11 protein-coding genes are annotated in these 14,999 nt (G+C 71.4%); 10 read left to right on the top strand and 1 reads right to left on the bottom strand.

What is annotated here, in order from left to right; genetic code table 11:
- Positions 1 to 9 precede the first annotated feature (9 nt).
- The 10 genes from FB465_RS27380 (at position 10) to FB465_RS27425 (ending at position 14,417) form a co-directional block, all read left to right on the top strand.
- Positions 10 to 1,980 carry an alpha-1,4-glucan--maltose-1-phosphate maltosyltransferase gene (locus FB465_RS27380; protein ID WP_145794727.1) on the top strand — a complete coding sequence of 657 codons (1,971 nt, stop codon included), beginning with the start codon at positions 10 to 12 and terminating at the stop codon, positions 1,978 to 1,980.
- Positions 1,981 to 2,041: 61 nt separating this feature from the next.
- Positions 2,042 to 3,715: a maltose alpha-D-glucosyltransferase gene (gene treS / locus FB465_RS27385; RefSeq protein WP_211786013.1), complete on the top strand. Its 1,674-nt coding sequence runs from the start codon at positions 2,042 to 2,044 to the stop codon at positions 3,713 to 3,715.
- The gene (locus FB465_RS27390; protein ID WP_145794731.1) at positions 3,712 to 5,127 is read left to right on the top strand and encodes a maltokinase N-terminal cap-like domain-containing protein; all 1,416 of its coding nucleotides are present in this window, start codon (positions 3,712 to 3,714) and stop codon (positions 5,125 to 5,127) included. Before treS ends, FB465_RS27390 begins: the two co-directional genes overlap by 4 nt.
- A gap of 521 nt (positions 5,128 to 5,648) precedes the next feature.
- A complete protein-coding gene (locus FB465_RS27395) occupies positions 5,649 to 6,839 on the top strand; it encodes an IS701 family transposase (protein WP_425461263.1) in 1,191 nt (396 codons plus the stop codon).
- A gap of 226 nt (positions 6,840 to 7,065) precedes the next feature.
- Positions 7,066 to 8,265: a 4-hydroxybenzoate 3-monooxygenase gene (locus FB465_RS27400; RefSeq protein ID WP_246192866.1), complete on the top strand. Its 1,200-nt coding sequence runs from the start codon at positions 7,066 to 7,068 to the stop codon at positions 8,263 to 8,265.
- A gap of 76 nt (positions 8,266 to 8,341) precedes the next feature.
- The gene (locus FB465_RS27405; protein ID WP_145794737.1) at positions 8,342 to 10,009 is read left to right on the top strand and encodes a methyltransferase; all 1,668 of its coding nucleotides are present in this window, start codon (positions 8,342 to 8,344) and stop codon (positions 10,007 to 10,009) included.
- Positions 10,010 to 10,162: 153 nt separating this feature from the next.
- Positions 10,163 to 11,188, top strand: coding sequence for a polyprenyl synthetase family protein (locus FB465_RS27410; protein WP_170290699.1), 1,026 nt, complete (start codon positions 10,163 to 10,165; stop codon positions 11,186 to 11,188).
- A gap of 90 nt (positions 11,189 to 11,278) precedes the next feature.
- Entirely contained in the window at positions 11,279 to 12,925 is a 1,647-nt protein-coding gene (locus FB465_RS37590; protein WP_145794741.1) for a response regulator transcription factor, read from the top strand.
- Between the two features lie 119 nt (positions 12,926 to 13,044).
- Positions 13,045 to 13,311 (top strand): tetratricopeptide repeat protein, encoded by a 267-nt coding sequence (locus FB465_RS27420; RefSeq protein ID WP_145794743.1) that lies wholly within the window; start codon positions 13,045 to 13,047, stop codon positions 13,309 to 13,311.
- On the top strand, positions 13,308 to 14,417 hold the full coding sequence (locus tag FB465_RS27425) for a flavin-containing monooxygenase (RefSeq protein ID WP_145794745.1): 1,110 nt from the start codon (positions 13,308 to 13,310) through the stop codon (positions 14,415 to 14,417). Before FB465_RS27420 ends, FB465_RS27425 begins: the two co-directional genes overlap by 4 nt.
- Positions 14,418 to 14,535: 118 nt before the next feature.
- Here FB465_RS27425 and FB465_RS27430 read toward each other — a convergent pair whose 3' ends face one another.
- Positions 14,536 to 14,964, bottom strand: coding sequence for a YchJ family protein (locus FB465_RS27430; RefSeq protein ID WP_145794747.1), 429 nt, complete (start codon positions 14,962 to 14,964; stop codon positions 14,536 to 14,538).
- Positions 14,965 to 14,999 lie beyond the last annotated feature (35 nt).

Raw genomic sequence — 14,999 nt, forward strand, 5'->3', positions numbered from 1 at the left:
TGACGGACCATGATTGGTCGGTTGGTCATTGATGATGTGTCCCCCGCGGTGAGCGGTGGCCGATACCCGGCCCGGGCTGTCGTGGGAGAACACATACCGATTGAAGCCACGGTCTGGCGCGAGGGGCACGACGCCCTGGCAGCCTCGGTGATCTGGCGTCGCGCGGACGAGGAAGCTCCCGGAGCCGCCCTGCCGATGTCCCTCGCGGACGCCGGCCTGGACCGCTGGAAGGCGACGGTGATCCCCGACGGCCCGGGCCTGTGGACCTACCGGGTCGACGCCTGGAGCGACCCCTGGGCGAGCTGGCGACGAGCCGTCAGCGCCAAGCTGGACGACGGCCAGGGGGCCGAGGCACTCGCCAACGACCTGGAGACCGGCGCCCGGCTGCTGGAGCGGTACGCACGACGGGCCGACCCCGGCCACCGGCCGCGCCTGCTGCGGGCCGCCGGCCGGCTGCGCGACGACCGGGCCCCGCTGGCGCAGCGCGTCTCGGACGCTCTGCACGAGGAGACCGCCGAGATCGTGGCCCGGAGTCCGTTACGAGACCTGCTCACCCGGGGGGTTCCCCACCAGATCTGGGTGGACCGCCCACTGGCCCTCGCGGGTGCATGGTACGAACTGTTCCCCCGGTCGACCGGCGGCCGGAACGCTGCGGGGAACCCCGTCCACGGGACGTTCGCCACGGCGGCCGCGGACCTGCCCCGGATCGCGGACATGGGCTTCGACGTGGTCTACCTGCCACCGATCCACCCCATCGGCAGGACCCATCGCAAGGGCCCCAACAACGCCCTGACGGCCGGCGTCGGGGACGTCGGCTCCCCTTGGGCCATCGGCTCCGAGGAAGGGGGCCATGACGCGGTGCACCCGGACCTCGGCACCATCGAGGACTTCGACGCCTTCGTCGCCAGGGCACGGTCCCTGGGCCTGGAGGTCGCGCTCGACCTCGCCTTCCAGTGCTCCCCGGACCACCCCTGGGTCCGCGAGCACCCCGAGTGGTTCACCACCCGGCCGGACGGCACCATCGCCTTCGCGGAGAACCCGCCCAAGGCGTACCAGGACATCTACCCGCTGAACTTCGACAACGACCCGGCCGGCCTGTACGCGGAGCTCCTGCGGGTGGTGCTGTTCTGGGTCGGGCACGGGGTCACGGTCTTCCGGGTCGACAACCCGCACACCAAGCCGGTGGACTTCTGGCACTGGCTGATCGGGCAGGTCAAGGAACGCCACCCCGACGTGCTGTTCCTGGCCGAGGCCTTCACCCGCCCCGCCGTCCTCCAGGGCCTGGCGAAGGCGGGCTTCACCCAGTCCTACACCTACTTCACCTGGCGCACCGCCAAGCAGGAACTGACCGACTACCTCACCGAGTTGGTGGGCACCGTCGACTTCCTGCATCCCAACTTCTTCGTCACCACCCCGGACATCCTGCCCGAGCACCTGCAGCAGGGCAGCCCGGCGGCCTTCGCCCTGCGGGCGGCGCTCGCGGCCCTGCTCTCCCCGGCCTGGGGCCTCTACTCCGGGTACGAGCTCTACGAGCACCGGGCGCTGCACCAGGGCAGCGAGGAGTACCTGGACTCCGAGAAGTACGAGCTGCGCCCGCGCGACTGGGCGCGTGCGTCGGCCGAGGGGCGCAGTCTCCAGCCCTGGATCACCCGGCTGAACGGGCTGCGGCGCGAACACCCCGCGCTGCGCCGGTTACGCGGGCTGCGGTTCCACACCGTCGACAACGACGCGCTGATCGCCTTCTCCAAGCACGACCCCGCGACCGGCGACACCGTGCTGTGTGTGGTCACCCTCGATCCCGAGCAGGTCGAGGAGGGCGTACTGACCCTGGAACCGCCGCTGCCGGGCCTGGAGCCGGACGGCACCGTGAGTGCCCATGACGCGCTGAGCGGTGAGCCCGTGACCCTGGGAGACAGCACCCTCAAGATCGACCCGGCCGAGTCCGTAGCCAGGATCTTCACCTGGAACGGCCATGAGTGAGCCCACCGCCGGCGGCTTCATCGTCGAGCCCCGGTCCGAGGACTACGACAGTGCGCGGGTCATGCCGGTCGAGCCGGACTGGTTCAAGCGGGCGGTCTTCTACGAGGTGCTCGTCCGGTCCTTCTACGACAGCAACGCCGACGGCACCGGCGACCTCAAGGGGCTCACCGCCAAGCTCGACTACCTGCAGTGGCTCGGCGTCGACTGCCTCTGGCTGCCGCCGTTCTACGCCTCACCGCTGCGCGACGGTGGGTACGACATCAGCGACTACCGGGCGGTGCTCCCCGAGTTCGGCACCATCGACGACTTCGTGGAGCTCCTGGACGCCGCCCACGCCCGAGGCATCCGGGTGGTCACCGACCTGGTGATGAACCACACCTCCGACCAGCACCCCTGGTTCCAGGAGTCCCGGCGCCACCCGCAGGGCCCCTACGGCGACTTCTACGTGTGGGCGGACGACGACCGGGGCTACCCCGACGCCCGGATCATCTTCGTCGACACCGAGAGCTCGAACTGGACCCACGACCCGGTACGCGGACAGTACTTCTGGCACCGTTTCTTCAGCCACCAGCCGGATCTCAACTACGACAATCCGCGGGTCCAGGACGCGATGCTGGACGTGCTGCGGTTCTGGCTCGACCTCGGCATCGACGGCTTCCGGCTGGACGCCGTGCCGTACCTGTTCGTCGAGGAGGGCACCAACGGCGAGAACCTCCCCCGTACCCACGCCTTCCTGAAGCTGGTACGCAAGGTCGTCGACGACGAGTACCCCGGCCGGGTGCTGCTGGCCGAGGCGAACCAGTGGCCCGCCGACGCGGTGGAGTACTTCGGCGACCCGGACGGCGGCGGTGACGAGGCCCATATGGCCTTCCACTTCCCGCTGATGCCCCGGATCTTCATGGCGCTGCGCCAGGAGGACCGGCGGCCCGTCTCCGAGGTCCTCGCCCGTACACCCCCGATCCCGGCCGGCAGCCAGTGGGGCATCTTCCTGCGCAACCACGACGAGCTGACGCTCGAGATGGTGACCGAGGAGGAGCGCGCGTACATGTACGCGCAGTACGCCAAGGACCCGCGGATGCGCGCCAACCTGGGCATCCGGCGCCGGCTGGCCCCGCTGCTGGACAACGACCGCAACCAGATCGAGCTGCTCACCGCGCTCCTGCTCTCCCTGCCGGGCTCGCCGGTCCTGTACTACGGGGACGAGATCGGCATGGGGGACAACATCTGGCTGGCCGACCGCGACGGCGTCCGTACACCCATGCAGTGGACGCCCGACCGCAACGCCGGTTTCTCCGCCGCCAACCCGGGCCGACTGGATCTGCCCGTGGTCATGGACCCCACCTTCGGCCACGCAGCGGTCAACGTCGAGGCCCAGACCGCCGTCGAGTCCTCCCTGCTGCACTGGACCCGCAGGATGCTCGCGGTCCGGCGGCAGCACCCCGCCTTCGGGCTGGGGACCTTCGAGGAACTCGACACCGGCAACCCGACCGTGCTCGCGTACGCCAGGCGCCTGTCCCGTCCGGACGGGACGGGGGACCTCGTGGTGTGCGTCAACAACCTCTCGCGCTTCCCCCAGCCGGCCGGCCTCGACCTGGCCGGGGAGGCCGGCGCGGTGCCCGTGGAGCTCACCGGCGGGGTGCCCTTTCCCGCCGTCACCGAGGAGCCCTACCAACTGGCCCTGGGCGGCCACGGGTTCCTGTGGTTGTCAATCCGGACCGCTGAGGAGACGTCATGACCGCGTTGGACACGATCGGGCGACTCTCGGGGCTCGACAGCGCCCTGGAGGCCTGGCTGCCCGGGCAGCGATGGTTCGCGGACAAGGGGCGGCCGCTGGAGCGGGTCTCGGTCCGCCAGGTCCTCCCCTTCAGCGACCCGGTCGGGGCGGACGAGCCGGCCGGTGTGATCGCCGTGGTGCGCGTGGAGTTCGCCGACGGCCGCCCGGCGGCCGACTACCAACTCCCGCTAGGGGTAGGCATGGTGACGCCCGCCGTCCCGGGTTCGTCGGTCATCGCGAAACTGCCCGGAGGAGTGGTCCACGACGCGCTGGCGGACCCCGGGCTGGTCGGCCGGCTGGTCCGCCGGATCGCGGCCGACGAGGACGGACCGGGGCTGCGGTTCGAGGCCGAGCCGCCCGGATTCCAGCCGCCATGGCATGCCCTGAAGGTGCGCCGGCTCGCGGTGGAGCAGAGCAACAGCTCGGTGGTGGTCGACGAGCGGTACGTGCTGAAGATCATCCGAAAGCTCGTCCCGGGAACCAATCCCGACCTGGAGCTGCAGCGCATGCTCAGGGGCGCCAAGTCCCCGCATGTCCCGAGGCTCCTGGGAGCCGTCGAAGGTCGACTCGACGGGGCCCCGGCGACGCTGGCCGTCCTGCAGGAGTACGCCCCGGCCGCCTCCGAGGGCTGGCAGCTGGCACTGGACAGCGTGCGCGAGCTGCTCGGCGGCGAAGCCCGCCCTGATCGGGCCGCCGACTTCGCCGCCGAGGCCGCGAGCCTCGGCGAGACCGTGGCGGCGGTGCACGGTGAACTGGCCGCGACCGGAGGGACCGTACCGTTGCGCCGCGCGGATCTCGCGCGGATCGCGGGCAGTATGACCACCCGGCTGGACTCGGCGCTCGACGCCGTTCCGGAACTGGCGGAGCATGAAAGGGAATTACGCGCCGCCTTTGCCGCCGTGGCGGATCTCCCGCTGGAAATGGTGGGGGCGGCGCAGCGAATCCATGGTGATCTGCACCTGGGCCAGGCCCTGCGAACCACAGCTCGCTGGCTGATTATCGACTTCGAAGGAGAACCGGGCGCAGCGCTGTCCGAACGCCTGGCCAGGTATTCGCCCGCCAGGGATGTCGCCGGCATGCTCCGTTCCTTCGAGTATGCGGCGTACCACCAGCTCAACCAGATCGCCGTCGGCAGGGCTATCGACAATCCGGCGGCTCGCGCCGCGCAGTGGACGGCACGTAGCCAGGCCGCATTCTGCTCGGGTTATGCCGCGGTCACCGGGCGCGATCCGCGCTGCGACGGAGCACTCCTGACGGCCTACCAGCTGGACAAGGCGGTGTACGAGCTGCGCTATGAAACGCGTCACAGGCCGGCCTGGGCCTGGATTCCGCTGGGCGCCATCGGGCGCCTGCTGGCCGAGGCGGTCCGGTAAAGCCTGGTCAAAGCTCTCGGGGTAGGGCGCGGGCCGACCGGCGGGTGCTTGTCTACTGAGGAGTACTCGAGTGCATCATTGCGCCTGATCCAGGGGAGGATAGGCCGGTGGCCAGGTTGAACCCCGTCGCCCCACGCCTGGGGGACCTTCCTGCTCGGACGTCCTGCGCAGGCCTGAGACCCGGACCGCTCAGACGGCGCCGCCGCCCGGGCGGCGGTCGGCATGCCATGGCAGGGATCTGACGGACGCCCGGCGGGCCTCACCGCCCGTCGGGCGCCGCGGCGGCGGCCCGTGCACCCTGCCTGGATTTCTCGAAAATCGTGACCGCGCACGCATTCGGGCAAGTCGGCTCGAATGCTGGGCGGCATTTTCTTCAATTCAATGTATGTATACGCTCTATTTGGCCGAGCGACTACGTTAAGTGTGTATTGCCCGGCACCTGCCCCGGTAGGTAACCATGGGAACATCGGTTACGAAGTTACTGACGTGCATCGGGGGTAAAGGTGTCCGTGGAATCAGATGTGGTTGTATCTCTTCCCGCCTACGACAATGTATCCGCATTCGCTGCCGAAGTCTTCAGATCAATGTCGCGCGCCGATCAGCGGCGGTGGGCCGAGGTCTATCTTCGTGGCCTGCTGCTGGCCGACGGCAAGAAGTCCGTCCGTCGTATAGCGGAGAGCGTGCCGATCTTCCACGCGAACCAGTCGCTGCAGCAGTTCATCAACCAGAGCCCCTGGGACTGGGAGCCCGTGCGGGCCCTGATCGCGCAGCGCATCGAGCATGCGAAGCACCCCCGGGCCTGGGTCATCGAGCGGGTCGTCATCCCCAAGCGCGGCGAGCGCTCGGTCGGTGTGCAGCGGCGCTTCGTGCCGGAGGTGGGGCGCACCGTCAACAGCCAGCTCGCCCTGGGCATCGCGCTCGCCTCGGAGTCGGCGAGCGTGCCGGTCAACTGGCGGATCTCGCTGTCCGGGAGGTGGGGGAAGGACCCGGAGCTCCGGGGGGCGACCTACATCCCGGAGCCGGTGGCGGGCAAGCCGGAATGGGTGGAGGTGGCCGAGATGGTGGAGGAGATGGCCCTCCGGTGGAAGCTGTCCCCGGTGCCCGTCGTGGGTGACGTCCGGCATTTCTCCGACGTCACCCGGCTGCTGACCCGCATGGCGAACAGGGGGGTGGGATTCTCCGTCCAGGTGGACGGTTCCTTCCCCGTGATGGGGACCGACTATCTCACCTCCCTGCCGAATCACGACGCTGCTCCCCAGCTCAGCGACCCGCAGGCCGTGGTCACCATTCAGAGGCATCTGGGCGGCCTCGGGAAGCAGCTGCCGAAGGACTCGATGAGGACGCTCACCGGCACCGGTTCGCGGCGGGCCGGCCTGGTCTCCTCGCTCGCTCGAATACCGCCTCTTCGGGGCGACGGAAATCCCTCGCCCAAGGTTGTGAGGATTATCGGGGAACTGAGCCAGAAGGAGGGATTCGCCAGGTACTGGATCACCAACCTGACGCACCACCGACTCGACGAGGTGATGTCATTGACGCGATTAGCTCAGCGCAGCCGGGCGGAGATGCAGACGCTCGCGTCGGAATTCGGGCTGCGTGACTTCGAAGGACGCTCCTACCCGGGTTGGCACCATCACATGACCATGGTCTCCGCGGCGTTCGCGTACAGCGTGGTCGGCTGGGAGGGTGCGGTGGACGCGGCGATGAGCTCGTAGGCGGAACGCACTGCCTGTCGCTGTGCCGAGCGTGGCGGCAGGCGGCGCGTTCCGCCGTAAGCGGTCACCCGTCGATGACCGCTCGGGAGTACGGACCGGGGGCGCCGGTTCCGGCTGAGGACTCAATTACCCGCAGTTCGCCCAAACCTGATAAGAAGTCGGCGACGACCGCGGGGGCCGGTACGGAGGTCTGCCCATGTTCCCCTCGCGCCATGAAGGGGGAGACGTGCCGGACCACTCGTCCGTTGACAGTACGACCGTACTGATCGTCGGCGCCGGACCCGCGGGTCTGGTCCTGGGAAACCTGCTGAAGGCCGCGGGAGTCGACTGCCTGATCCTGGAACGGCAGAGCCGCGCCTACGTCGAACGCCGGGCGCGCGCGGGCTTCCTGGCGGCGAACACGGTACGGATCCTCGAGGAGAACGGCCTCGCCGCAGGCCTGCTCCGCGACGGACGGCAGCACGACACCTGCCTGTTCCGCAGCGAGCACGCCGAGTTCGAGCTCAAGTACAGCGGTCTGGGCCGTGGGGAGGTCCACACCGTCTACCCCCAGCAGGATCTGGTCCGGGACCTCATCGCCGAGTTCCTCGACCGCGGGGGTGAGCTGCGCTTCGAGACGGCCGTGGCCGAGGTGAACGACATCGGGTCGGACCGGCCGTGGATCGTCTGCCGGAACGCGGACGGCGAACTCCAGCGGTGGAACGGCCGGTACGTGGCCGGCTGCGACGGCCGGCACGGCGTCTCACGGCAGGCGGTTCCGGTGGGCGCGGTCCGCCAGTACCGGCGGGACCACGGCATCTCGTGGCTGGCGCTGCTGGCCGAGGCGCCGCAGAGCATGGCGGCCGTCGCCTATGCCATCCACGACGAGGGCTTCGCCGGCCATATGGCCCGGAGCGCATCCGTCACCCGTTACTACCTGCAGTGCGCGCGGGGCGAGGACCCGCAGGGCTGGTCGGACCGGCGGATCTGGGACGAGCTTCAGCTGCGCATGCAGGCCGACCGGTACGGGCCCCTGCACCAGGGCCCGATCCTGGAGCGCCGGGTCGTGGACATGGCGTCCCACGTCATGGATCCCATCCAGTACGGCCGTCTCTTCCTGGTCGGTGACGCGGCCAGTCTGATCAGTCCGTCGGCGGCCAAGGGCGCCAACCTGGCGGTCATGGAGGCGGAGATCCTGGCCAAGGCCCTGATCGCCGATCTGCGGGACGACGACGAGCGGCCACTGGCCCGCTACTCCGAGGACTGCCTGCCGCGTATCTGGCGGGCCCAGGAGTTCTCCCACTGGATGATCAACCTCCTGCACGGCCCCGCCGGGAACGACGACGAGGCCGTCTTCCTGCGGGCTCTGCAACGCGCCCGCCTGGAGAGCCTGCGGAACTCGCGCAGGCACCAGGACCACTTCGCCGAGAACTACGTCGGGATCTGATCCCGCACCGGGATCGGAACGCCGACCTCAACGGGATGAGTGACATATGGAATCGGGTCGGGCAGGGACGCTGCGGATGGATCCGGAGGATCTGAAGCGCATCGAGGAGGCGGTCGGCTTCATCCGGGCCAACGACACCGGGACGGTCCTCGCCGAGCTGATCCCCGGGCTCGGCGCCGAGGACCGGGCGACGGTTGCCGCCCACTGCCGGTTCACGCACGCCGCGGTGCTCGTCTTCCCCGAGACGCTGGCCGAACTGCGCGAGGACCTGCGGGACTTGGGCCTTGCGGTCGGTGAGACGACGGCCAGCGTGGTGGTCCGGGACCGGCTCAGCCGCCGGTACGGGAGGCCCGGCGGATCCCTCGAGGTCGGCATTCTGCGCGCACCGGTGCGGGCCGGCGACGGCCGGCCGTGCGAGCTCGAGATCTTCGCGCTGGTGGTGCCCCCGGGGTCCGGCCTCGAGGACATCGTCCGGGGAGAGCGGGCGGAGAACCACGAGGCGCACCTCGCCTTCGCGGTCGGCGCCCCGGACGGCGTGGTCCTCGCCGGGCTGCGGTCGATGCTCGTCGACCGAGGGCGGATGGTGGTCGACGGCGGCGGCTACAACGCCCACGAGGACGGCACGGTGCTGTACTTCGCGAGCACCGACGACCTCGCCGACGGCGGTCCCGTCCGCCCGTACCGGCGCCTTGAGCTGCACGCCCAGGGCCGCCACACCGAGAGCCTGGCGGCTCAGCACCGCGAGCCGGAGCAGCCGGGCAAGCAGCTGCTCCAGCTGATGACGGGCGCCTGGGTGACCCAGGCGATCGCGGTGGCCGCCGAGTTGGGGCTCGCCGACCAGCTGGCCGCCCCGGCCGGGGTGAGCACCGAGCAGCTGGCGGACCGGACCGGTGCCGATCACGGCAGTCTGCTGCGACTGCTCCGCTACCTGGCCGGTCTCGGCGTGGTGACGCCGTACGGGGACTCCTACCGGCTGACCGAGATCGGGCAGCTGCTGCGGACCGACGTGGAGCACTCGATGCACCCGCTGGCCCGCCTCTACGGCGGCTCGTTCTACGAGTCGTTCGGACAGCTGATCCATGCCGTCCGCACCGGCCGGGAGGCGTTCGAGCACCTCTTCGGGAAGAACCACTTCGACCACTTCGCCGAACACCCCGAGCTGGCCGAGCTGTTCGACCGGGCCATGGCCTCCAGTGCGGCGATGTTCGGCCCGGTCGTGGAGGGGGTCGACTTCTCCGGGGCCCGCGTTGTGGTGGACGTCGCCGGCGGCAACGGCGAGCTCCTCAGCCGGATCCTCCGGGCTTCGCCGCATCTGCGAGGCGTCCTGCTCGAGCGCTCGCACGTCATCGCGGCCGCCCGGGGCACGATGGCGAAGGCGGGCCTCGCCGACCGCTGCCGCTTCGTGGTCGGCGACTTCACCAGCGCGGTACCGGAGGGCGGTGACGTCTACCTCCTGTCACGGGTCCTGCACGACTGGGACGACCGGCAGTGCCTGGCGATCCTTGAGCGGTGCGCGGAGGCGATGCCCGCGGGTGCCGAGCTGCTGATCGTGGAACGCCTCCTCCCCGAGGACGACTCGCCCTCCCTCGCGGTGGCCTGGGACGTCCACATGATGTGCAACGTCGGGGGCCGCGAACGGACCGCCGACCACTACCGCCGGCTCCTCGCCGCGGCCGGGTTCGATCTGACCACCTGGTCCGAGCTACCCCTGGACGGTGCCCTCCTGCGCGCACGCAAGCGGTGACCGGAGCCCGGCAGGCGGGGGCCGGCCGCACCGCCCCTCCGCCTGCCGGGCGCCGCTCCTCCGGGTGAATGGGGGAGTGGAACGGGCCTCTATCGGGGAACGGAGTGTGAGTCGTCCCGCCTCATGCCCGGGCCCGAACAGTCGGAGGTCGCCTTGGAGACCGAACGTACGTCAGAGCAGATCACCGAGGAGGTGATCGCCTACATGGAGCCCGCGCTGCGTGGCGCGGTGGCCATGCTCAGCCAGCCCGTCCGGCAGATGTCGGAGTACCACTTCGGCTGGGTCGACGCCGACGGGCGGCCCTCCACACCGATCGGGTTCCGGCGGCGGCCCGCGCTGATGGCCCTGCTCTGCGCCGGCAGCGACAGGGAGGCCTGGGACGGGGTGCGCAACGCGGCCGTCGCCGCCACGCTGATGTCCGCCGCGGGCACCGTGCACGACGACCTGCAGGACCGGGAGATGCTCCGCAAGGGGCGTCCGACGCTGTGGAACGCCTTCGGCGTCCCCGCCGCCGTCCAGGTCGGGGTCGCCATGCACTGTCTGGCCTTCGAGCTGCTCGCCCAGGAGGAGGTGCCTCGGGCGGCCGTCGAGCTGACCCGCCGTGCGGCCTTCGCCATCCGGGAGTGCTGCTCGGGCCAGATCCGCGACCTGCAGTCCGAGGGCACCTCGCGGGCGGGTCTCCAGGAGTCGCTGGACCTGCTGGAGAACACCATCGCGTTCCCCACCGCAGGTGTCGCCATGGTCGCGGCCCTGGTGCGGGGAGCGGGCGAGGACGCGGTGGCTTCGGCGGAGAGGTTCGGCTACCACGCCGGGATGGCGATGGCCTTCTTCGACGACTGGGAGGGCGTCTGGGGCACCACCCGCGAGTCGCTGGAGGATCCGCTGGCGGATCTGCGCCGGCGGAAGGCGAGGGCCTTCGTCGCCGTCGCCCTCCAGTCCCACGGCCCGGCCCGGGACGAGCTGGCCGCCTTCTACGACGGCACGGGCGAGCCGGGTCTCGACCAGTTGGCCCGCATCGCCGAGCTGATCGAGGAGTGCGGCGGCCGTGCGTGGCTCGAGGAGCGGATCAGGGAGCACATCGAGCTGGCCAGGGCCACGCTGCCCGACGCGGTGGCCGATCCGCGCGCCCGGGCCGAGCTCACGGCCTTCGTCGACGCGCTGGCGGACGAGCTGCCCTGACCGACTGCCCTGAGGGACTGCCCTGACCGACTGCGCACCCGGCACGCGGTGTAATGGTGGTGGGCAGGCTCCCCGCAGGCCGGAGGCGCTATGGACGTGGCCGAGGCACTGACCACCGCTCGGAGGTCGCACCGCACCCAGGCGTGGCGCGATGCCTGCGAGGCCTTCGCCGCGGCCGACCGGCTCGCCCCGCTGGAGATCGACGACCTCGAGGAGTACGCGGAGGCCGCGCACATCCTGGGCCGTGGCGACGAGGCGGTCCGGCTGCTGCAGCGCGCGTACGGACAGCGGGCCGAGGCCGGTGAGGTGGGCGGTGCGATCAAGTGCGCCTTCTGGCTGCACGAGGCGCTCTCGATGAAGGGCGAGTTCGCGCACGCGGGCGGCTGGCTGGCCCGGGCCGCGCGCCTGGCCGAGGCCGGCCCGCGCTGCGCCGAGGCGGGCTACCTGCTGCTGCCGGAGGCCGAACGGCAGACCGAGCAGGGCGACCACGCAGCGGCGTACGCGACCGCGGCCCGGGCCGTGGAACTGGCACAGGAGTGCGGGGACCGCGACCTGGCCACCGCCGCCGCCCACATCCAGGGGCGGGCGAGGATCAAGCAGGAGCGGGTCGAGGAGGGGCTCGCGCTGCTGGACGAGGCGATGGTGGCCGTCACGGCGGGCGAGACCTCGCCCCGGGTCTCCGGGTGGGTCTACTGCAGCGTGATCGCCGCCTGCGGCGAGCTGCAGGAGCTGCGGCGGGCCAGGGAGTGGACCCGGGCGCTGAGCAGCTGGCTCGATGCCCGCCCCCAGTTCACGGGCGGGTACTCCGGGCTCTGCCTGGTCCACCGGTCCCAGCTGCTGCAGCAGCTGGGCGACTGGCCCGATGCCGTCCGCCAGGCGGAGGACGCCTGCGAGCGGCTCACCCAGGGCTACGGCGAGATGCTGGCCGGAATGGCGTTCTACCAGCTCGGCGAGATCCACCGGCTGCGCGGCGAGCCGGCCCTCGCGGAGCAGGCCTACCGGCAGGCCGGCCAGTACGGCTGCGAGCCGCAGCCCGGCCTCGCGCTGCTCCGCCTGGCCCAGGGCAGGCCGGACCTCGCCGCCAGCGGGATCCGCCGGGCGCTCGGCGAGGCCGCCGACCGGTTGGCCCGGGCGCAGCTGCTCCCGGCGTACGTCGAGATCGTGCTGGCGGCCGGCGAGCTCGACGCGGCCCGCGAGGGTACGGCCGAGCTGGCCGGGATCGCGCAGGACTACGACCGGCCGGCCCTGCACGCCCACACGGGGTACGCCCGGGCCGCCACCCACCTCGCCGAGGGCGACGCCGCCGAGGCCCTCACCGCCGCGCGGCGCGCCTGGCGGCTGTGGCGGGACCTGGACGTGCCGTACCAGGGCGCCAGGGCCCGGGTCCTGGTGGCGCTGGCCTGCCGAGCCCTGGGCGACGAGGACACCGCCGTCGTGGAGTTCGCCGCCGCGCTGGAAGCCTTCGGCCGCCTCGGCGCCGGACCGGACCGGACCCTGGCCGAGTCGCTCGCCGCGGGGCGGCCGGCCGGGGACACGACGTCCGGGCTGACCCCGCGCGAGATCGAGGTGCTGAAGCTGGTCGCCGCCGGCGGGACCAACCACGAGATCGCGCAGGAGCTGTTCCTGAGCGAGAAGACCGTCGCCCGGCACATCAGCAACATCCTGACCAAGCTCGACGTGGGCTCCCGGACCGCCGCCGCGGCGTACGCCTTCGAGCACGGCCTCACCCGGCCGTAGGCCCTGCCTGGACAGAATTACCCACCCCTCCGGGCCCCCGTTTGGGCACTTCGCCGGACGCGGGCGGCACGGGCCGCCCCTAGCGTGGGAGGTGGAGGAGTCGAGCCGGGGAGTCCGTGATGAGGAGTCATGAGCTGCGGGCAGCGGGCCTGGCGACCGCCCTCGGGACGGTGCTGGACGCGCTCGGCGAGTACGCCGAGGCCGAGCCCCTGCTGCGCAACGCGGTACAGGCCTACGAGACCGCGTACGGCCCCGACGACCCTCGCCTCGCGCCACCCCTGCGGGCGCTCGGCGACGCCTGCGCCGCCCGTGGCCGCCTCGCAGAGGCGGAGGAGCTGTACCTGCGGGTGCTCTCGCTCGTTCACCGCACCCAGGAGGAGTCATGAACGCGGAACGCTTCGAGACAGTGATCATCGGCGGCGGCCAGGCCGGCCTCTGCGTCGGCTACCACCTGGCCAAGCGGGGCCGGGAGTTCGTGATCCTCGACGGCAACCGGCGGATCGGCGACAACTGGCGGCAGCAGTGGGACTCGCTGCGCCTCTACAGCCCGGCCCGCTACGACGGCCTCCCCGGCATGCGCTTCCCCGCGCCCCGCTGGTCGTTCCCCGGCAAGGACCAGGTGGGCGACTACCTCGCGGCGTACGCGGAGCGCTTCCGGCTCCCGGTCCGCACCGGGGTGAGGGTCGACCGGCTCTCCCGGAACGGGGCCGGGTACGTCGTCGACGCCGGTGACAGCCGGCTGTACGCCGACAACGTGGTGGTGGCGACCGGGACCTTCGGGCGCACCCCGTACATCCCCGGCTTCGCTGCGCAGCTGGACCCCCGGACCGTTCAGCTGCACTCGTGCCGGTACCGGAACCAGGCCCAGCTCCACGAGGGGCCCGTGCTGGTCGTCGGTGCCTCGCACTCCGGGGCGGACATCGCGTACGAGTCCGGGCCGGGTCACCGCACCGTGCTCTGCGGCCGGGACACCGGGCAGATTCCGTTCCGGCTCGAATCCCGGGGGATGCACCTGCTCTTTCCCGTCCTCTGGCAGATCGCCGACCACGTGCTCACGACCGGTACGCCGATCGGGCGCAAGCTCGGGCCGGACATCCGCACCCACGGCGGACCGCTGCTCCGGGTGAGGGCCGCCGACCTGGCCGCCGTCGGTGTGGAGCGGGTCACCGCCCGCATGTCGGGCGTGCGCGAGGGCATGCCGCTGCTCGACGACGGCCGCGTCCTCGAGGTGGCGAACGTGGTCTGGTGCACCGGCTTCCGGCAGGACTTCGACTGGATCGACGCCCCGGGCATCGGGGCCGACGGCTGGCCGGAGGAGAAGCGCGGCGTCGTCGCGGCCTCCCCGGGGCTGTACTTCTCCGGGCTGGCGTTCCAGCGGGCGTTCAGCTCCATGCTGATCGGCGGCGCCGGGCGGGACGCCGAGATCGTCGCGAAGCACATCGCCGCGCGCGAGCGGACCGCCAGGAAGGCCGAGGCCTTGGCACCCGGCTGAGGGGGCGGGCCAACCACAGGGGCGCGGGGAACTGCGCGAGATCGGAAGGTAACGGCTTGTAGCCTCCCGCCTCGCGCAGTTCCTCGCGCCCCTGGAGTGCCCGATCCTGATCGGCCTCTCAGCCGCTGACGATGCCGTCGAGGTAGGTCCAGGCGCTGTCGTGGCGTACGAAGCGGCTGCTCTCGTGGAGCTCGCCCGCCCGGCCGCGTTCGGTGTAGTGGGCACGGAACTCGACCGTGCCCTCGGTGTGGAACGGACCGCCGTCGGTGCTGCCGAGGATGTCCAGGCGCACCCAGCGCATCGCGGGGTCGAAGTCGATCCGCGGCGGCCTGGTGGTGGGGTGCCAGCTGCGGATCAGGTACGCCTCGTCCTGCACGGCGAAGGCGCTGAAGCGCGAACGCATCAGCTGCTCGGCGGTGGACGCCTGCGCCTCGCCGCGGTGCAGGCGGCCGCAGCAGTCGTCGTAGTCCGCGGGCAGCCCGCAGGGGCAGGCCTTCGGGGTGGCGCGGGCCGGTTGCGGGCGTGGCACAGGGCGTCGTCGGGACATGGCTCCATTGTGACGGCGCCCCGGTGCGACCCGAC

The organism is Kitasatospora atroaurantiaca, from assembly GCF_007828955.1.
Taxonomy (GTDB): Bacteria; Actinomycetota; Actinomycetes; order Streptomycetales; family Streptomycetaceae; genus Kitasatospora; species Kitasatospora atroaurantiaca.